General features: G+C 42.5%; 21 protein-coding genes. 13 read left to right on the top strand and 8 right to left on the bottom strand.

Translation table 11 applies throughout. The features are described 5' to 3' along the window. Positions 1-5 precede the first annotated feature (5 nt). Positions 6-527, bottom strand: a complete 522-nt coding sequence (locus HED61_RS16125) for an LURP-one-related/scramblase family protein (protein ID WP_003127456.1) — start codon at positions 525-527, stop codon at positions 6-8. A 38-nt stretch (positions 528-565) separates the two neighbouring features. Continuing rightward, positions 566-1,435 (bottom strand): Cof-type HAD-IIB family hydrolase, encoded by an 870-nt coding sequence (locus HED61_RS16120; RefSeq protein ID WP_005471720.1) that lies wholly within the window; start codon positions 1,433-1,435, stop codon positions 566-568. 128 nt (positions 1,436-1,563) lie between these two features. On the opposite strand from HED61_RS16120, the gene HED61_RS16115 reads away from it, so the two are divergent. The 5 genes from HED61_RS16115 to HED61_RS16095 all read left to right on the top strand — a co-directional run bounded on the left by HED61_RS16115 (position 1,564) and on the right by HED61_RS16095 (position 5,775). Then, positions 1,564-2,253 carry a uracil-DNA glycosylase gene (locus tag HED61_RS16115; protein WP_103300606.1) on the top strand — a complete coding sequence of 230 codons (690 nt, stop codon included), beginning with the start codon at positions 1,564-1,566 and terminating at the stop codon, positions 2,251-2,253. A 141-nt stretch (positions 2,254-2,394) separates the two neighbouring features. After that, complete coding sequence (gene pta, locus HED61_RS16110; protein WP_003127459.1) at positions 2,395-3,378, top strand: phosphate acetyltransferase; 984 nt, start codon at positions 2,395-2,397, stop codon at positions 3,376-3,378. A gap of 876 nt (positions 3,379-4,254) precedes the next feature. Beyond that, positions 4,255-4,728: a tRNA (adenosine(37)-N6)-threonylcarbamoyltransferase complex ATPase subunit type 1 TsaE gene (gene tsaE, locus HED61_RS16105; RefSeq protein ID WP_003127460.1), complete on the top strand. Its 474-nt coding sequence runs from the start codon at positions 4,255-4,257 to the stop codon at positions 4,726-4,728. Then, a complete protein-coding gene (locus HED61_RS16100) occupies positions 4,721-5,248 on the top strand; it encodes a GNAT family N-acetyltransferase (protein WP_003127461.1) in 528 nt (175 codons plus the stop codon). Before tsaE ends, HED61_RS16100 begins: the two co-directional genes overlap by 8 nt. Positions 5,249-5,253: 5 nt before the next feature. Continuing rightward, complete coding sequence (locus HED61_RS16095) at positions 5,254-5,775, top strand: GNAT family N-acetyltransferase (protein WP_103300608.1); 522 nt, start codon at positions 5,254-5,256, stop codon at positions 5,773-5,775. A 46-nt stretch (positions 5,776-5,821) separates the two neighbouring features. On the opposite strand, the gene HED61_RS16090 is transcribed toward HED61_RS16095, so the two are convergent. Together HED61_RS16090 and HED61_RS16085 are read right to left on the bottom strand one after the other, a co-directional pair. Then, positions 5,822-6,355, bottom strand: a complete 534-nt coding sequence (locus HED61_RS16090; protein WP_005471732.1) for a 3'-5' exonuclease — start codon at positions 6,353-6,355, stop codon at positions 5,822-5,824. 106 nt (positions 6,356-6,461) lie between these two features. Then, complete coding sequence (locus HED61_RS16085; RefSeq protein WP_103300609.1) at positions 6,462-7,214, bottom strand: exodeoxyribonuclease III; 753 nt, start codon at positions 7,212-7,214, stop codon at positions 6,462-6,464. Positions 7,215-7,304: 90 nt separating this feature from the next. On the opposite strand from HED61_RS16085, the gene HED61_RS16080 reads away from it, so the two are divergent. The 3 genes from HED61_RS16080 (at position 7,305) to HED61_RS16070 (ending at position 10,597) form a co-directional block, all read left to right on the top strand. Then, on the top strand, positions 7,305-8,234 hold the full coding sequence (locus HED61_RS16080; protein WP_103300610.1) for a Gfo/Idh/MocA family protein: 930 nt from the start codon (positions 7,305-7,307) through the stop codon (positions 8,232-8,234). Between the two features lie 75 nt (positions 8,235-8,309). After that, complete coding sequence (murB, locus tag HED61_RS16075) at positions 8,310-9,200, top strand: UDP-N-acetylmuramate dehydrogenase (protein WP_369914735.1); 891 nt, start codon at positions 8,310-8,312, stop codon at positions 9,198-9,200. 251 nt (positions 9,201-9,451) lie between these two features. Continuing rightward, the gene (locus HED61_RS16070; protein WP_234981402.1) at positions 9,452-10,597 is read left to right on the top strand and encodes a hypothetical protein; all 1,146 of its coding nucleotides are present in this window, start codon (positions 9,452-9,454) and stop codon (positions 10,595-10,597) included. 92 nt (positions 10,598-10,689) lie between these two features. On the opposite strand, the gene HED61_RS16065 is transcribed toward HED61_RS16070, so the two are convergent. From HED61_RS16065 to HED61_RS16050, 4 genes are read right to left on the bottom strand one after another with little or no spacing between them, the layout of a single operon-like run. Beyond that, a complete protein-coding gene (locus HED61_RS16065; protein WP_103300611.1) occupies positions 10,690-11,325 on the bottom strand; it encodes an ECF transporter S component in 636 nt (211 codons plus the stop codon). 1 nt (position 11,326) lies between these two features. Further along, the gene (coaC, locus tag HED61_RS16060; RefSeq protein WP_003127471.1) at positions 11,327-11,884 is read right to left on the bottom strand and encodes a phosphopantothenoylcysteine decarboxylase; all 558 of its coding nucleotides are present in this window, start codon (positions 11,882-11,884) and stop codon (positions 11,327-11,329) included. Positions 11,885-11,896: 12 nt separating this feature from the next. Beyond that, entirely contained in the window at positions 11,897-12,649 is a 753-nt protein-coding gene (locus tag HED61_RS16055; RefSeq protein ID WP_219645068.1) for a phosphopantothenate--cysteine ligase, read from the bottom strand. Continuing rightward, positions 12,646-13,635: an acrylyl-CoA reductase family protein gene (locus HED61_RS16050; protein ID WP_003127474.1), complete on the bottom strand. Its 990-nt coding sequence runs from the start codon at positions 13,633-13,635 to the stop codon at positions 12,646-12,648. Before HED61_RS16050 ends, HED61_RS16055 begins: the two co-directional genes overlap by 4 nt. Positions 13,636-13,997: 362 nt before the next feature. Here HED61_RS16050 and HED61_RS16045 point away from each other — a divergent pair, with 362 nt between their 5' ends. The 5 genes from HED61_RS16045 to HED61_RS16025 are packed head-to-tail and all read left to right on the top strand — an operon-like array spanning position 13,998 to position 18,368. Further along, positions 13,998-14,540 carry a helix-turn-helix domain-containing protein gene (locus HED61_RS16045; protein ID WP_003127476.1) on the top strand — a complete coding sequence of 181 codons (543 nt, stop codon included), beginning with the start codon at positions 13,998-14,000 and terminating at the stop codon, positions 14,538-14,540. Between the two features lie 16 nt (positions 14,541-14,556). Next, positions 14,557-15,645, top strand: a complete 1,089-nt coding sequence (locus HED61_RS16040; protein WP_003127477.1) for an ABC transporter ATP-binding protein — start codon at positions 14,557-14,559, stop codon at positions 15,643-15,645. A gap of 10 nt (positions 15,646-15,655) precedes the next feature. Continuing rightward, the gene (locus HED61_RS16035; RefSeq protein WP_003127478.1) at positions 15,656-16,465 is read left to right on the top strand and encodes an ABC transporter permease; all 810 of its coding nucleotides are present in this window, start codon (positions 15,656-15,658) and stop codon (positions 16,463-16,465) included. Further along, positions 16,462-17,298 (top strand): ABC transporter permease, encoded by an 837-nt coding sequence (locus tag HED61_RS16030; RefSeq protein WP_003127479.1) that lies wholly within the window; start codon positions 16,462-16,464, stop codon positions 17,296-17,298. The genes HED61_RS16035 and HED61_RS16030 overlap by 4 nt, the downstream gene beginning before the upstream one ends. Next, a complete protein-coding gene (locus HED61_RS16025; RefSeq protein ID WP_195972049.1) occupies positions 17,295-18,368 on the top strand; it encodes an ABC transporter substrate-binding protein in 1,074 nt (357 codons plus the stop codon). The genes HED61_RS16030 and HED61_RS16025 overlap by 4 nt, the downstream gene beginning before the upstream one ends. Positions 18,369-18,466: the final 98 nt, after the last annotated feature.

Below are 18,466 nucleotides of genomic sequence, written 5' to 3'. Positions count from 1 at the left end.
GTATCTCAGCTGGTTTCGTTCGTTAATCGTAACTCCAAATGTTGCTGGGTCTTGCGTTTGCGATTATAGAGCCAATAATCCATAATCGCAGCAATACAAATGCAAACTGGCGCATCCTCATCGTTGACCACATCGATCACATAATAATCGCCAGTCAATAGCGTTGCTTTATCCATTTCCATGATCTTCTTGTTGAAATGATGGATCGCATACCGATGATTGTAGATATCCCCATGGACAGCCCAATGGAGCTGTTGGATATAATAAAAATCCCCAGGCCAGTTGAAAATTTTTTGTAACGTACCTACTTTCTCAAAGTCCTTGTAGATCTCAAATCGTGTGCCAAAGGTAAAACTGATTTGCTTAATACTGGCGACCAGTGTGCCGTCCAAACGATAGAGGGAAAGTGCATCGCCTTTAGTTCCCCAGCGCCCGACCATCAAGAATAACGATTTGCCCTTTTCGTCTTTAACGATCGTTCGCGTGATACTGCTGAGTTGTCTGTCTTGAATAAAAAATTCCGACATATCTACGCCTCCTCTTGTATCCCGAAAAGCTGCGTCAATTATAAATTCTCATCGATTGCCCGAATAATTGCTTTGCCGACTCCTGATTCAATGTTAGTATCCGTCAGATACTTCGCATATTCTTTGACTTCGATTTCCCCGTTACCCATAGCAAAGCTGACACCAGCAAGCTGTATCATGCTGACATCATTCAAGTTGTCACCAATCGTCATGACATCCGACAGTTGAATCGCTCGCTCTTTAGCAACGTGTGCCACCGCGATCCCTTTTTGGGCATTGCGATGATTGATTTCAATATTGTTTTGTCCGGAAGAAGTAACCACTAAGTCGCCATAACCATCGATTTCTTGTGTGATCGGTCCTAAAACACGCGCGCCATCTTGATGGAAGCAAATGATTTTTAAGATTTCCAGATCTTCAATCGCAAACAGTTCATTGAAGTCTTTGACATAATTGATGGGAAGAAAAGCTAGTCGTGCAGCAGTCATGGCAATGGCCATTTTGTGGGTCAGATGGGGCATTGCTTCTGCTGTATGGATCGCAAAATTCTCGATTCGGCGCGTCTGGCTTTCTGAATAAATGCCATTGCTCGTGGAAATCTCAAAATAAATGTCTTTTTCTCTTAATAAGTCCATCAATGAACGGGTTTTTTCTTTAGAAATAGGAACGGTGAATAAAGAAGTTCCTGATTTGTCAAACACTTGTGCACCATTAAGTGTGATCATAGCACAATCAATACCGGCTTCTTGCAAAGGCGGCAGAGCTTCTTTCCGGTTGCGCCCAGTGGCCACCATGAATTCGACTCCTTGGGATTGGGCATATTTGATCGCTTGGATATTTTCTTCTGAAATCTGCATGTTGGCGTTTAGTAAAGTACCATCCATATCAGAAGCGATTAATTTTATCATTGTCAGCGTCCTTTCTTATGGTTTCTATAGAATAGTGTACCACAAATCAGCAATTATTTTTGAGAATGTCTTCTTGTTTCTTAGGCAGATCTTTTGTTATCCTTAACTAAAAGCAAAGGAGCGAGACGATGAGAAAGATTTTAGAAAATGATTGGCAAGAAGTTTTGCAAGCTTCATTCGATCAAACCTATTACCAACAGTTACGGGAATTTTTGAAAGTAGAATATGCAACACAGAAGATCCACCCGGCAATGGACCATATTTATGAAGCACTGAAGCTGACTCCGTATCATGAAGTGAAAGTAGTGATCTTAGGACAAGATCCATATCATGGTCCGCATCAAGCCCATGGGTTATCTTTTTCAGTCCAACCCGGAGTACGGATTCCGCCTTCTTTACGCAATATCTATAAGGAATTGCAAAGTGATCTAGGCATCGCGCCAGTCTCTCACGGTTATTTGATTCCTTGGGCGCAACAAGGAATTTTACTACTAAATACGGTGTTGACAGTTCGTGAAGGACAGGCTTATTCGCATCGAGGCAAAGGATGGGAACGATTGACAGATACTATCATCGAAAAACTGAATCAACGGGATAAACCAGTGATCTTTGTATTATGGGGAAAACCAGCCCAGCAAAAGAAAGCGTTGATCGATACGAAAAAGCATATCATCATAGAATCTCCCCATCCAAGTCCGTTATCTGCCAGTCGTGGTTTCTTTGGATCAAAACCATTTTCAAAAATCAATCAAGCATTGATTGCGTTAGGTGAAACACCCATCAACTGGCAATTACCAGAAAAAATAGTACAGGTGTGAAACTGTAGTAGTGCAGAAGAAACAGACTGTGAATTGTGTAACAAAATTTATCTTTTTCGATTAGTACAGCATTTTTATCTGTTCTTTTTTTTGCAACTATTGTACAATGTAAGGGTATAAAAAAACTGGAGGTCTTTACCCGTGGAACTATTCGAAAGTTTAAAATTTAAAATCGTGCGTCGTCATATCAAAATCGTTTTCCCAGAAGCAACGGATCCTCGTATCCTTGGTGCAGCAAGCCGTCTACGTTCAGAAGAATTGGTAGAACCAGTTTTGATCGGTAACCCTGCTGAGATTGAAAAAGCAGCGGAAGCTCGAGGAATCAACATCGCTAATTTTGAGATCCTAGATCCTGAAAACTATGACCGGTGGGATGAAATGGTCGAAGCATTTGTTGAGCGCCGAAACGGCAAAGCAACAAAAGAGCAAGCCGAAGAAATCTTAAAAGATGTTAATTATTTTGGTACGATGTTAACTTACATGGGGATCACTGAAGGAATGGTTTCAGGTGCGATCCATTCAACGGGCGATACGGTTAGACCTGCATTGCAGATCATTAAAACAAAACCAGGCGTGAGCCGCACAAGTGGTGCCTTTTTGATGGTTCGTGGTCGTGATCAAGAAAAATACCTATTTTCTGACTGTGCCATCAATGTGAACCCTTCTGCACAAGAATTAGCAGAGATCGCTGTTGATTCAGCAAAAACAGCGGAATTATTTGATATCGATCCAAAAGTTGCTATGCTTAGCTTCTCGACAAAAGGTTCAGCTAAAGCACCAGAAGTCGATAAAGTGGTTGAAGCAACAAAAATTGCCCAAGAATTGGCGCCTGAGTACGAAATCGATGGTGAATTGCAATTCGATGCTGCTTACATTTCAGCTGTCGCTCAATTAAAAGCACCAGAATCAGAAGTAGCTGGTAAAGCAACAGTCTTTGTCTTCCCAGATTTACAATCTGGAAACATTGGCTACAAAATCGCACAACGCTTCGGTAACTTCGAAGCAATTGGACCAATCCTGCAAGGATTGAACAAACCAATCTCAGACCTTTCTCGCGGATCAAACGAAGAAGACGTCTACAAACTATCCATCATCACAGCAGCACAAACATTGATGGATAAATAAGATAACTAATCAAACAACCAAGCCGTTCCTTTTGTCAAGGAACGGCTTTTTGCTGCGAATCACTGCGATTGGCTTGCATAGCAAGACAGAGCAGATGATGAGCAGTACTAGGCGACCAAAGGGAGCGTAGTAACCTTCAGCCTGAATCACTGCGATTGGCTTGCATAGCAAGACAGAGTTGATGATGAGCAGTACTAGGCGACCAAAGGGAGCGTAGTAACCTTCAGCCTGAATCACTGCGATTGGCTTGCATAGCAAGACAGAGTTGATGATGAGCAGTACTAGGCGACCAAAGGGAGCGTAGTAACCTTCAGCCTGAATCACAACGATTGGCTTGCGAAGCAGAGAGCAGATGATGAGCAGCGAGGATCAAAGAAAGCGTGATAACCTTCAGCCTGAATCACAACGATTGGCTTGCATAGCAAGACAGAGTTGATGATGAGCAGTACTAGGCGACCAAAGAAAGCGTAGTAACCTTCAGCCTGAATCACTGCGATTGGCATGCGAAGCAGAGAGCAGATGATGAGCAGCGGGGATCAAAGAAAGCGTGATAACCTTCAGCCTGAATCACTGCGATTGGCATGCGAAGCAGAGAGCAGATGATGAGCAGCGGGGACCAAAGGGAGCGTAGTAACCTCAGTATGAATCACAACGATTGCCCTTAGAGTGGCATGGAAGTCTACTTAGCGCAACAAGCTTAGAAACAATTGCAGGCAAAGCAAGATGAGGGGCGTCGCTTCCAAAAATACTGCCCACAGCAGGATAAAAATGGCTTTTCTTTCAAACTCCTTGCGACGGTACGCTCTTTACTTTTGTTTCTAAAACAAGCTATACTAACTACTAACAGCAAGTGAAAAGATAAAGGACGGATCAAACATGATAACGATCGCTGATTTAGATGCAACAGAAAAATTTGCCGAAGTGATTGGCAGAGTGGCTTTGCCTGGAGACAATTTGGTGTTAACTGGGGAACTGGGAGCCGGTAAAACGACGTTGACCAAAGGGATCGCTCGAGGTCTGGGGATCAGTCAACTGATCAAAAGCCCAACCTATACGATTATTCGTGAATATACTGAAGGTCGGTTGCCACTCTATCATATGGATATTTACCGGGTAGAATTTGGCGCATCAGACTTGGGATTAGATGATTATTTTGAAGGTGATGGTCTTTCTGTGATCGAGTGGGGAAATCTTCTGGAAGAGTCTTTACCGGAAGATTATTTGGAACTGATTTTGGAAAAAGATAATACAGAAGAGCAAAAACGCTTTGTGAAATTGCTTACATTTGGTCCGAAAGCTGAGGCTTTCCAACAGCGTATTTTGGCGCAATGGGAGGCAGATAATGAGTGACATTCACTTGACGTTGCGTGAGGCTCGGGGCGAAGATGCGGCAGAACTCTTGGCAGTCAGTCAAAAGATTGGTCAAGAAACTGACTTTTTGGTCATGGATGAAACAGGCCTCGCCCTGCCTGAAGCAATGTTGGCACAGCAACTAGAAAGCTTGTATGAACAAGACAATCACCTCCTATTGTTAGCTCTTGATGGAGAACGAATTATTGGTATGGCTTCTATCAAAGGTTATTCGGAATGGCGCATGGCCCATGTAGGAGAAATAGGTCTATCGATTTTAAAAGACTATTGGGGAATGGGACTAGGGTCACTTCTTTTAGAAGAATTGCTTGAATGGGTCAGTGAAGTAGGGTTGTTGACACGCTTGGAGTTGACGGTCCAAGCGCGCAATGAACGAGCTATCCATTTATATCAGAAGTACGGATTTGAAATTGAAGGTTGTATGAAACAAGCCGCCCAAACAAAAGATGGGCAACGAATTGATGTTCTAATGATGGCAAAATTAGTTGATGAGGAGTGAGAAGGATGATCCTGCTTGTTGAACCGGCCCTAGCAGACAAAGAACAGTTAACAGCTTATCGCGCATCATTTTTAGAAGACAATGAAACTATCCACGGAGGTTCTGGGCTAGAAACAGCGGAGACAATCGAAAAATGGCTTGAACTGCAAGAAGCCTACAAATCACCGGCAACTGTTCCTGCTGGTCATGTCATTAGTCGGGTTTATCTTGCAAAACAAGCAGATACAGTCATCGGAATCTTGAATCTGCGGCTAGAGCTCAACGACTATTTGCTGCAGCAAGGCGGTCATATCGGTTATTCTGTGAAAAAAACGTATCGCCAAAAAGGATATGGGACAGCAATGCTTGCTCAATCCTTGTCGATTGCCAAAAGCTTCGGAATAGAAAAAGTACTGGTGACATGCGATGCTCACAATCAAGCATCTGCTAAGGTCATTGAAAAAAATGGTGGTCAATTAGAAGATATATGGATCGATCCGGTAAACGGGAATAGTACTCGTCGTTATTGGCTTTCAACAAATAACTGAAAGACAAAAGAGTAAGAAAGTAAGAAGAAAAGTAAAAAACTGATACTCATTTTACGAGTACCAGTTTTTTTAATGGGTCGATCCCGAAATCGTTTTCTTGACGTAATAAGATCTGAGCACAGGCACGACTATCTTCAAGGGCATCGTGGTGATTCAGCAAAGGAATCTGCAGCTGTTGGCAGACAGTATTCAGCTTGTGATTCTCGAATTCAGGATAGAGTTTGCGGCTTGTACGTACTGTACAGAGTGAAAGATAATTTGGCTGTTCTATCCCATAGTAATCAAGACATCCAGCTAAAACGCCAGTATCGAAACCAGCATTGTGGGCAACGATCAGACTGTTGAGATTATAATATTGCTGGATTTGTTTCCAAATGTCAGGAAATTTAGGAGCATTGACGACGTCTTCCGGATGAATGCCATGGATTTGGATATTTTTCCAAAAGAAATCTGTCTCCGGCTGGATCAACGTGTAGTATTCTCCAACAATTTTACTGTCCCGAACCATGACTAATGCCAATGAACAAGCACTGTGCTTTTGATAATTGGCTGTTTCAAAGTCCATTGCGATAAAATTCATTGCCTTCACCTCAAAGCTATTCTAGCACAAATCTTTGAAATGAAAAGATACAAGATTTTTTTGGCAGGATGGCCGACAGGACACAGCGAAAGAATAAGGTAAGCAATTAGTTTAACTGCAATTCGACGGGGCAATGATCACTGCCTAAGATTTCTGTATGGATTTTTGCATCAATCAGGCGGTCATTTAAATCGTCTGAAACAACGAAGTAATCGATGCGCCATCCAGCATTATTTTTGCGCGCATTAAACCGGTAACTCCACCAAGAATAAATCCCTTCAGCATCGGGATAAAAGTAGCGGAAAGTATCCGTAAAGCCTGCTGAAAGTAAGGTTGAAAATTTTTCTCGTTCTTCAGGAGTGAAGCCGGCGTTTTTTTGGTTGGTTTTCCAGTTTTTAAGATCAATGTTTTGATGAGCGACGTTCAAGTCACCGCATAGGATAACTGGCTTTTGCTGTTTCAGATCGGTCAGATAGGCACGAAAAGCATCTTCCCATGTCATGCGATAATCGAGACGACGCAATTCATTTTGGGCGTTTGGTGTATAGCAAGTGACTAAAAAGAATTCGGGGTATTCCAGTGTGATCACCCGGCCTTCGGCATCATGTTCCTCGATGCCAATCCCATAATGGGCAGCAAGTGCCGGTTCCTTAGCAAAGATCGCTGTACCAGAGTATCCTTTCTTTTCTGCATAATTCCAGTATTGCGTGTATCCTGGCAGATCCAACTCGATCTGCCCTGCTTGCAGCTTCGTTTCTTGCAAACAAAAGAAGTCTGCATCGAAGGTCTCAAAGGCTTCTAAAAAGTTCTTTTTGACGATTGCTCGTAAGCCATTCACGTTCCAAGAAATAAATTTCATATTTGTCCTCCTCGGTTCAACTATATTTTCCATTCTACCGAAAAAAAGTGTAAGATTAAAGCAAGACGTAACGTTTAGGAGGAATCAGTCATGAAGATCGGTGTTATCGGGTTAGGAAATATTGCACAAAAAGCATACTTGCCAAGTTATATTGCATTGCAGGATCAAGCGGATTTTTATTTTGCCACCCGGCGTGAATCCGTTCAGAAAGAATTGCAGCAACGCTATCGGTTGGCGCATATGTACACTAATTTAGACGAGCTGATCGATCAGGGAATCGAGGCTTGTTTCATTCATACAGCTACTGGCAGCCACTATGAGTTGATCAAAAAATGTCTGACAGAAGGAATCCATGTCTTTGTCGATAAACCGGTCAGCGAGAATTTTGCTGAAGTAGAAGAATTGTTTGCTCTAGCTAAAGCAAAACAAAAGTTGTTGATGGTCGGCTTCAATCGCCGCTTTGCCCCGATGGTCGATCAATTAAAACAAATTCCGGATAAGCGGATGATTTATCTGTCAAAACACCGGCAAGCTGCTAGTCATGATACCAAGTATGTGATCTATGATCTCTTCTTACATTTGGTGGATACTGGTGTCTATTTATTGGATGAACCGATCATCGCGCATACTAGTCAGATCAAAGAATCAGCGGATGGATTGGAGACGGCCACACTGATCTTGGAAACAGCACATACAACGGCGATTTTGACGATGGATCTCAAGAGTGGTGCCAATACGGAAGATTACCGGATCACCGCCAAAAGCGGAACCTATGATGTGAGGAATTTGACTGCTCTTACGGAGTATGTGGAGGGGAAAAGGGTGGAACATGAGTTTGGCGATTGGGAAACAACGTTGAACAAACGAGGGTTCTATCCATTAGTTTCGGCATTTATTGCAGCAGTCGCCGATCCAACAGCTATCGATCTGCGACAAGCGCAAGTGATAGAAAGTCACCAGCTTTGCCAAGAAATGATCGCTGCCAATCATCGGGCAAAAAGTGATTCTTTAGAGAAGTAGCAACTTTTCAATGAACATGCTAAAATAAGGAAGATGTTTAATGTGAAAGGACTCTTTCTTGTGAATAAAGAATTAATGATCAAGCAATTTCCAGAAATTGCGTTACTAAAAGATGAAGCTTTATTGAATTATACGTATACGAAAACAGGAGGGCCTGCAGATATCCTGGCTTTTCCCAAATCAGCAAAAGAAGTAGAACAAATTGTCGCCTATTGTCGAGAAACTGATACTCCTTGGTTGGTCTTAGGCAATGCTAGCAACTTGATCGTTCGTGATGGTGGGATTCGCGGTGTTGTGATCATGCTATCAGAAATGAATCAGATAACGGTAGAAGATACCACTTTGATCGTCGAAGCAGGCGCGAAGCTGATCGATACAACGTATGTGGCACTCCATGAATCGTTGACAGGATTTGAGTTTGCTTGCGGGATTCCAGGAAGCGTCGGGGGAGCGGTATTTATGAATGCCGGTGCTTATGATGGTGAGATTCAAGATATTTTTGCGTCCTGTGATGTCTTGCTCGCAGATGGCCGCGTCGTGACTATGATGAAAGAAGAGATGGCGTTTTCTTATCGCCACAGTACGCTTCAAGACCAACATGCAATCATTCTGTCGGCTCGTTTTGATTTGGCGCAAGGGGATCAAGATCAAATCAAGAAACGAATGGATGAGTTGACGGAACTCCGTCAGCTGAAACAACCATTAGAATATCCTTCTTGCGGCAGTGTCTTCAAGCGGCCTGTTGGTCATTTCACTGGCAAGTTGATTCAAGACGCCGGTTTACAAGGATTGAAATGGGGCGGCGCGCAAATTTCTGAAAAGCATGCTGGCTTCATCGTCAATGTCGATCATGCTACAGCGACGGACTATGTGGAACTGATCGCTCATATCCAACAAGTGATCAAGGAGCGATTTGATGTCCAGTTAGAGACAGAAGTGCGTATTATCGGAGAAGAAGCAAAATAATTCAACATGTTCGTAATTGTGACAACGTCTGATGACAAATCGATATCTGAAGAATGAATGTATTGCAAGGCTTCGTAAGGCATCGTTGCGATGTATCGAGAACCTATAGCATTACTTGAATCTTTCAGAACGGTTGTTTATTTGGGCAGTTGTCACATTTTTTATTAAAAAAGGCAATGGGAAGGCTGTACTATTTGTCTACCCATTCCGTCTTGGCTACAATAAAGAAAAGGGGAAAATGGAGGGATAGTATGAAAAAGTGGCTGGGTATTGGCTTGTTGGTTGGGCTATTCTTTTTAACCGGTTGTACGAAATTACCGCAGGATCAGTTTGCTGATGGGTTAACAGTACAAAAAGATATGAATGCTGGTGACTTTAGCGTGACGATCGATACATTTGAATTTGCTGGCGAGGACAGCCAAAATTCACAAGAAAGCATGATCGCAGGGATGATTTTCTCCCAGTTGGCGGGAACCAAGATCACGGGAAATTTTGTTGAAGATCCAAAAAGCAAAAATATTCGTTTGGATGCCTCACTGTCTTCTGGAGAAATCGATGTCCCACTGAATCTTTTGATCGATGGGAAGAGCCATGACACCTACCTTTCTGCAGAAATCGTTGAGGCAATGAGCAATCTGTTTGCATTTGATACATTCGGTACATCGGATACATTTGATAGTAGCGAAACGCCAGATACGACGGGTAAAGATAAATATATTCGTCTGTCACCAGATGAGATGTCAGATCTTGACACGGACCAGCTATTGAACAATAGCTTATTTTCTTCTGAGACATTGGCAGAGTATGTCAAAACGTTGGATCGTGAATCTTTTAAAAGAGATGGTGACACCATCACGCATACATTCACAAAACAAGAGCTGTTGGACTTTGTTGACTATGCCAAAAAACAAAAGGCAGACACTAGTGAGATTACGCAATGGGAAGATCTGCTGAAAGACAGTGAACGTATTGATTTGACTATATCTATCAATGCAAAGAAACAAAACCAAAAAGTTGTGATGAACATGACCCAATCTGGCGAGCTGCCTTTGGCTATTGGGATCACGTTTACTATCAGCGGCAAACAAAGTGATGAAAAAGTCCAGTTACCTGCTTCAGAAAATGTCGTTGATCAGCAAGAGTTTTTTGATTCCTATCAAGAAGACTCTTTTTGGGATGACAGTTATTACGGCGATGATCCCCTCTCTGATGAAGATTGGACAAATTATACGCTAACAGACGAGGAGTTTGACCAATTATTAGAGATGGTTGCCACTGATCTACAGGGCATGACGGATGAAGAAATCGCTGATTTTTTGTTGATTTATGAAGACTTACTGACCGAAGAACAGTACCAGCGTTTGGCTGAGGCATTGCAAGTAAGCCAAAATTTATGAGCAGCATAAAGGAACACTAAAAAAAGAGCCATTGAAGCAAGCTTATCAAGCTGCTTCAATGGCTCTTTTTGTTTGAAGTTCTTTCAAATGAATCAAAAACGTGGCTTTTTCGTCAATCTCAGTAACACAGAAGCAACAGCCATGGTCGCAATTCCTGCAACGGTCGCCTCTGGGATACCTTGTGTCAAAATAACGCCAAGGATGGCGGTATAGACGGCAGTTCCGGCATTACCGATCGCAGCGGCATATTCTTGTTGGAATAAAAAGTAGATGAGGTTCATCACGAGAATCGTATTCGTCAATCCTCCAGCGATTCCAGCAATCAGCAACGAAGTGCTTTGCCGCTTGTTTTGCCACATTTTCTGGCAGGCTTTAAAGACAAAATAAGGGACGATTCCGATCAGAATGCGAGGAATCAGAGCAACCAAGATCGCTTTCCAACTTCCATGATCCATGCCATAGACTGGGACAAATGGCGAGAACACAAAAGAAAGCGGCGAGATGATCCACGTTGAACGGACCATACTAATGATGCCAAAAGCCCCTCCCAGAAAGCCGCCGATCCGTGGTCCTAAAATGATGGAAGCAATGATCACGGGAATGTGCATCGTAGTAGCATTGATCGGACCTAAAGGAATGAACCCTAGAAAAGGAACGGATGCTAAAAGAATCAAGATCCCCAGGAAAAATGCAGTTAAAACTAAATCAAAAGTGGCTATTTTTTTCATGTTAGACTCCTCGTACTTCCAATGCTGCAACAGCTTGTTCAACGATCGCTTCCACGGTCGCCAGCGCGCCGCGGCCGAAATCCCCGCAAGCCAACAAGGCTTCGCGAGGAGCGATCTCTTGATAACCGACCTCTTTCAAAATGGCTAGATTTCGTTGCACGATTGGATTTTGATACATATTGGTATTCATCGCTGGTGCAATCAGTTTTGGTACCTCCGCAGTCAATGCCAAAGCGACCGTTGAGATCAGATCATCTGCTAAACCATGAGCCAATTTACCAATCAAGTTGGCACTGGCTGGCGCGATCAAGAAAAGGTCCGCTTGCTTCGCTAATTCGATATGGTTGATCCGGTCAGGTTGGCGTTCTTGCATCACATCCACATGGATTGGTCGCTTAGATAATGACTGGAGAGTCAATGGTGTGATGAATTGCGTACTATTAGCAGTCATCATCACGTCGACTGCATACCCTCGTTTTGTCAACTCATTCGCGATATCCGCTGCTTTATAAGCGGAGATACTTCCGCTAATACCTAATAATACATGTTTTTGTTTCATTTTAATTCCTCCTTATCCAAGGGGCTCTTCATTTTTCAATAATGTATCTACGATCAATGCGGCAATTTCTAGCTTAGTATGGCCGGTACCGATTTTTTTATCGGCAGTTAGTAAGTGACCAATATGCTGATCTTCTTTGATCGTAGTCAAGTCATTGGCCAAGACATAATCTGCTTGATTTTTAGCTAGACTATCACGGGCTACTTGAAAAAGTGTTTCTTCCGAAACATCGACTAATAATTTGAAACCCACCAACTTTGTCTGAGGTTGTTTTGCTTTGATTCGCTGGATCACTTTAGGTGTTTTCTTTAAGACCATCACTAGATGATCAGTATTCGAAGAGAGTTTGCCTGACAGTTCCATTGATTGTGCTACTAATGTCTCTAACAACTCAGGAGATACTTGGTTGTCAAATTGTGGAAGCAGCTGATTGATCGCTGTCAAGAATGCTTCTTGTGACCAACTGTTAGCAGGTGTGAAATCACTGACCGCCATGCTGTGGATCACTGCAAAGTAAGTATGTGCCGATAATAAGGACTCAAGACAATTCAGTAATCCAAGAGTGCCTTCGATATAGTGGACCGTCAATCGTGAATCGTTAGCTGGCTGTTTTGCTTGACGAGTTGTGACATAATCAATTTCAATCCCTTTTTCTAATAACGCTTCAGCGATGGCTTTGCCTAATGAACCTGTTGAATGATTCGTGATCGACCGTACTGAATCAATTTTTTCGGAAGTTCCGCCGGCAGTGATCAATATTCTCATGCTTCTGATGCCACCTTGACGATCGTCCGACCTTGATGGGTACCGGCTAATAAGGATGCGAGTGTTTCCGGCAATGTTTCAAAGGTAATCTCATGACTATGCAGCTGATCTGCGACATACCAGCCTGTTGCTAGACGTTGCCAAAGTTCGTTACGAGTGGCAGTGTCAACATTGACCGAGTCAATACCGATCACGCGGATGCCGCGAAGAATAAAGGGTAAAACCGTCGTTTCGATGTTGATCCCCCCAGCATTTCCGCATAAAAAGGCACCGCCGCCGTAACGGATTTGCGGCAATAATGCGGAAAGAAGGGAACCGCCGACGGTATCAATAACTGCCGCTACTGTCTGCTTCGCCAGCGGTTTGATTTTTTCTGGTTGCCAATCAGCTGGATCAGTGATTTTGGTTGCTCCTAATGCCAATAACCAGTCTGCCTCTTTTTTACGAGAAAGTGCGACGATGTTTGTATAGCCTAACTTATGCAGCAATGCGATGCTGATACTTCCGACACCTCCGGAAGCTCCGGTAATGACGATCGGCGCTTCTTTTTCAAGGGCAAGTTTTTCAAGTTCGGTGACAGCCAGTGCCGCAGTAAAGCCAGCAGTACCATAACACATACTATCTTTAGCCGATAAAGTTTCTGGTCGTTTGATCAGCCAATCAGCCGGTACCCGTTGGTATTGGCTGAAGCCACCGGGATGAGAAACACCTAGGCCGTAACCTGTCAGCAGTACTTGGTCGCCGGTTGAAAAATCCGGACTTTGACTTTCAATGACTTCACCAGCCAAGTCGATGCCTGGTGTCATCGGATAAGTACGGATAACACCGCCATTTTCTTTAGCTGCTAAAGCATCTTTATAATTGACATCGGAATAAGCGACTTTGACAAGAACGTCTCCCTCAGGTAAATCTGTCAGTTTGCAGGTCTTTAAAGTGGCAGTAAATGTTGGTTCATTTGTTACGATATAAGACGAAAATTCTGTCATTCAAGGCAACTCCTTTAATGGTTTGAACTCATGATACCATAATCTGGTTGATTTTTAATCATTGTTGCGAAACAGATGATTATTCATGAGCCAATTTCTTCGTTAGAATGAGAGAAGGGTATTGAGAGCTACTGAATGAAAATGGCTAAATAAAGGCATTATGTGACAGCTGCCCATTGGCTGCAGCTCATTTAGTCAATAAGAAAGCTTCGAAAAATTCTCTTCAAAAAAGGTAAAAAAAGACTTGTTTTTTTTAGAAAAGTTTGTATACTGGAAAAAGTGAAATTAAACTTGAAGTTTACTATTAGCAAACTTTTTTTGTGGGAATTTTTTACTATATTTTTGATCGAGGGGGAATGTAGATGGAGATTGGCGAGAAGCTCCGCAATTTGCGGGTCCAAAAAAATCTGACACAAGAAGAATTAGGGGAACGAACCGATTTATCCAAAGGGTACATCTCCCAATTAGAAAGGGATTTAAGTTCACCTTCAATGGAAACTTTTTTTACGATTTTAGAAGTCCTTGGAGTGACCCCGGAAGAATTTTTCCGTCAAGAAAATGCAGACCATCAAGTGGTCTATCGAGAAGAAGACAGTACGAGTTATTATGATGAAGAAAATGGCTATGAACTGCGGTGGCTGATTCCAGACTCGAATGAAAAAGAGATGGAGCCAGTCGTGTTGACTTTTGAGAAAGCCGGCGAGTATAAGACATTTGAACCTTCTTTAGCGGAAACTTTTATTTATGTTTTGGAAGGAACGATTGCACTGAGCCTCGGGGAATCAGAATACAAAGCACGTAAGGGACAGTCCATTTATTACCAAGCAACAGAACCGCATCAATTGAGAAATATCGGCCGGCAAAAAAGCCGCGCCTTGATCGTTGTAACTGATTCTTATTTATGATTTAGGGGGAAAAAGTGTGGGAAAAACAATTATTTCGTTCAATAACGTGGTCAAGCGATTTGATGATGATGAAACCGTCTTGAAAAATGTTAGTTTTGATATTGAAGAAGGGCGTTTTTATACGCTTTTAGGTCCTTCGGGATGTGGGAAAACCACGATCTTACGGATCATTGCCGGATTTTCCGAAGCAACAGAAGGCGATGTTTACTTTGATGGCCAGCGTATCAACGATGTTCCGGCAAATCAGCGACAAGTTAATACTGTCTTTCAGGACTATGCGTTGTTTCCACATATGAACGTGTTCGAGAATGTGGCTTTTGGCTTACGGATCAAGAAGCTGCCGAAAGACGAAGTCACAAAGAAAGTCAAAGAAGCATTGCGATTGGTCCAACTTCCAGGTTACGAAAATCGTGAGATCAGTGAAATGTCCGGTGGACAGCGTCAACGGGTGGCGATTGCGCGAGCGATCGTCAATGAGCCGAAAGTTTTACTCTTAGATGAACCTTTGTCAGCTTTAGACTTGAAATTACGAACAGACATGCAGTACGAATTGCGGGAACTGCAGCAGCGATTAGGAATTACCTTTATCTTTGTGACCCACGATCAAGAAGAAGCATTAGCGATGAGTGATGAGATCTTCGTCATGAATAAAGGAAAGATCATTCAAAGTGGGACACCGGTAGACATTTATGACGAGCCGATCAATCATTTTGTGGCGGACTTTGTCGGCGAAAGTAATATCGTGAATGGCACGATGATCGATGATAATTTAGTCGAGTTTGTCGGCAAACGCTTCGAGTGCGTGGATGGCGGTATGCGGGCGAATGAACCCGTTGAAATCGTGATCCGCCCAGAAGATCTAAGTTTGACCACCGCTGAGAAAGGGAAATTGATCGTTGAGGTAGACACGCAATTGTTCCGCGGCGTACATTATGAAATCATTTGTTACGATGAACAAGGCAATGAATGGATGGTCCATTCGACTAGAAAAGCCAAAGAAGGCAGCAAGATCGGTTTGTTTTTTGAGCCTGAAGACATTCATGTCATGCGTTTCAATGAATCAGAAGAAGATTTTGATGCTCGTTTAGAGAGCTACGAAGATTAGGAGGGAGCACATGACGAAAATGCGTCGTTTCTATGCAATACCCTATGTCTTTTGGTTATTGCTATTTGTTATCGCACCAGTATTATTGATCGTCTATCAGTCCTTTTTCGATATGGATGGGAATTTTTCACTGGTCAATTATCAAAGTTATTTAGGTTCCGGCAAGTATTTGATCATGACATTGAACTCCGTGTGGTATGCCTTTTTGATCACATTGATCACGCTGGTCATCAGTTATCCTACGGCTTACTTTTTGACAAAACTACGTCATAAAGACTTATGGTTACTGCTGATTATTTTACCTACATGGGTCAATTTGCTGTTAAAAGCCTATGCCTTTATTGGTATTTTTGGAATTCATGGCAGCGTCAATCATTTTTTGGAAATCATGGGTGTCGGACCAAAACAGATTTTGTTCACCGATTTTAGCTTTTTAACGGTAGCGGTCTATATTGAGCTGCCCTTTATGATCATGCCGATTTTCAATGCACTAGAGGAGATGAATCCTTCATTGATTAGTGCGAGCCGTGACTTAGGAGCGAACAGCTATGAGACTTTTCGCCGGGTCATTCTGCCTTTGTCATTGAACGGTGTCAAAAGCGGCGTACAAGCAGTTTTCATTCCTTCTCTTTCACTCTTCATGCTGACACGTTTGATTGGAGGAAACCGTGTAATCACGTTAGGAACTGCGATTGAGCAGCATTTCCTTGTGACACAAAACTGGGGCATGGGTTCGACGATCGGTGTGATTTTGATTATTGCTATGTTCTTAGTGATGCTCCTGACAGGTGAGAAGAAAAAAGGAGGACAACGAAAATGAAAAAATTCCGCTGGTCAAATCTTTATCTTGTCGTTGTCTTTATCCTATTGTACGTCCCAATTTTTTATTTGATTTTTTATTCCTTCAATGATGGCGGTACAATGAATGACTTTACTGGGTTTACCTTTGAACATTACCAGTCCGTCTTTCAAGATACACGTCTGATGATCATTGTATTGAATACCTTTATGCTGGCATTTTTATCCGCCCTTTTAGCAACAGTGATCGGCACGTTCGGTGCGATGGGGATCTACTATACGAAAAAACGGCGAACACGAACAGCGTTGTTAAGTTTGAACAATGTCTTACTGGTTTCTCCAGATGTCATCATTGGGGCCAGTTTTCTGATTTTCTTCACGATGATCGGAAATTTGTTCCGCGGCTTTAGCCTAGGTTTCTTTAGTGTGTTACTGTCTCATGTGGCCTTTAGTATTCCCATCGTTGTTTTGATGGTTTTACCAAAGCTACAAGAAATGAATGATTCCATGATTGATGCCGCTCGTGACTTAGGTGCCAATAATCTGCAAGTCATCAAGAACATTATTTTGCCGTTTCTGACACCGGGGGTCATTGCCGGCTATTTCATGGCTTTCACTTATTCACTGGATGATTTTGCTGTGACGTTCTTTGTAACAGGGAATGGCTTTAGCACACTTTCTGTAGAAATCTATTCTCGTGCCCGTCAGGGGATCAGCCTAGAAATCAATGCCTTGAGCACATTGGTCTTTTTATTCTCAATGATTCTAGTCGTAGGGTACTACTTTATCAGCAAAGAAAATGTGTCGAAAAAACTACGTAAAAATCGGCGAGCGGAGGTGGCAAATCTGCGATGAAAAGATTACAATCTTTGGTCATAGGAATTGTCGCCATCATTTTGGTACTGCTGTTTGGTGTACGGGAGTTGGAACATTCTTCAGGAATGGCGGGCGCCAAAGTTTTGAATATCTATAACTGGGGTGATTATATCGATCCAGATCTTTTGAAGAAGTTTGAGAAAGAGACCGGCTATAAGGTCAATTATGAAACCTTCGATTCCAATGAAGCAATGTTTACGAAAATTCAGCAAGGAGGAACGTCCTATGACATTGCCATCCCAAGTGAATATATGATCCAAAAAATGATGGAAGAACACTTGCTGAAACCTCTTGATCACAGCAAGATCAAAGGGTTAGACAATATTGATCCCCGCTTCTTGGATTTAAGTTTTGATCCTGATAACCGCTATTCGATCCCATATTTTTGGGGGACTCTTGGTATCGTCTATAATGATAAATTTTTTGCTGAAGGTGAAATCAAGGAATGGGATGATCTGTGGAAACCAGAACTAAAAGACAGTATCATGCTGATCGATGGCGCGCGGGAAGTCATCGGTCTAGGGTTAAACAGTTTGGGGTATTCATTGAACAGTAAAGACGACAAACAGCTTGAAGCAGCCTTCAACAAATTGCGCAAAATGACGCCAAACATCAAAGCAATCGTAGCAGACGAAATCAAAATGTATATGGCAAACGAAGAAGCCTCTGTCGCTGTGACTTTCTCGGGAGAAGCAGCCGATATGATGTATGAGAATGAACATATCCATTATGTGATCCCATCCGAAGGATCCAATCTTTGGTTTGATAATATGGTTATTCCCAAAACGTCAAAAAATGAAGAAGGGGCCTATGCATTTTTGAACTTTATGCTTGAACCAGAAAATGCTGCCCAAAATGCTGAGTATATCGGTTATTCCACTCCAAACAAAAAAGCACTCGCGTTATTGCCAGATGAAATCACGCAAGACAAACAGTTCTATCCTTCAGATGAGCTGATGAAGCATTTGGAAGTCTATGAAAATCTAGGCGCCCAATATTTAGGCATTTATAATGACCTATTTTTGGAGTTGAAGATGTATCGAAAGTAAGTATGCAGCTGATTGACTGATACAAGGGAAGGAAGCAAGTTTTAAAAAATCTTTCCCCATTGTGTTTTAAAATAGTTACAGCTTCCTAGCGACCTGTA

The sequence above is a fragment of the Enterococcus gallinarum genome, assembly GCF_021496385.1.
Taxonomy (GTDB): domain Bacteria; phylum Bacillota; class Bacilli; order Lactobacillales; family Enterococcaceae; genus Enterococcus_D; species Enterococcus_D gallinarum.
The sequence above is the reverse complement of the archived record's forward strand: the minus strand, read 5'-3'. Positions and strand labels throughout refer to the sequence as shown.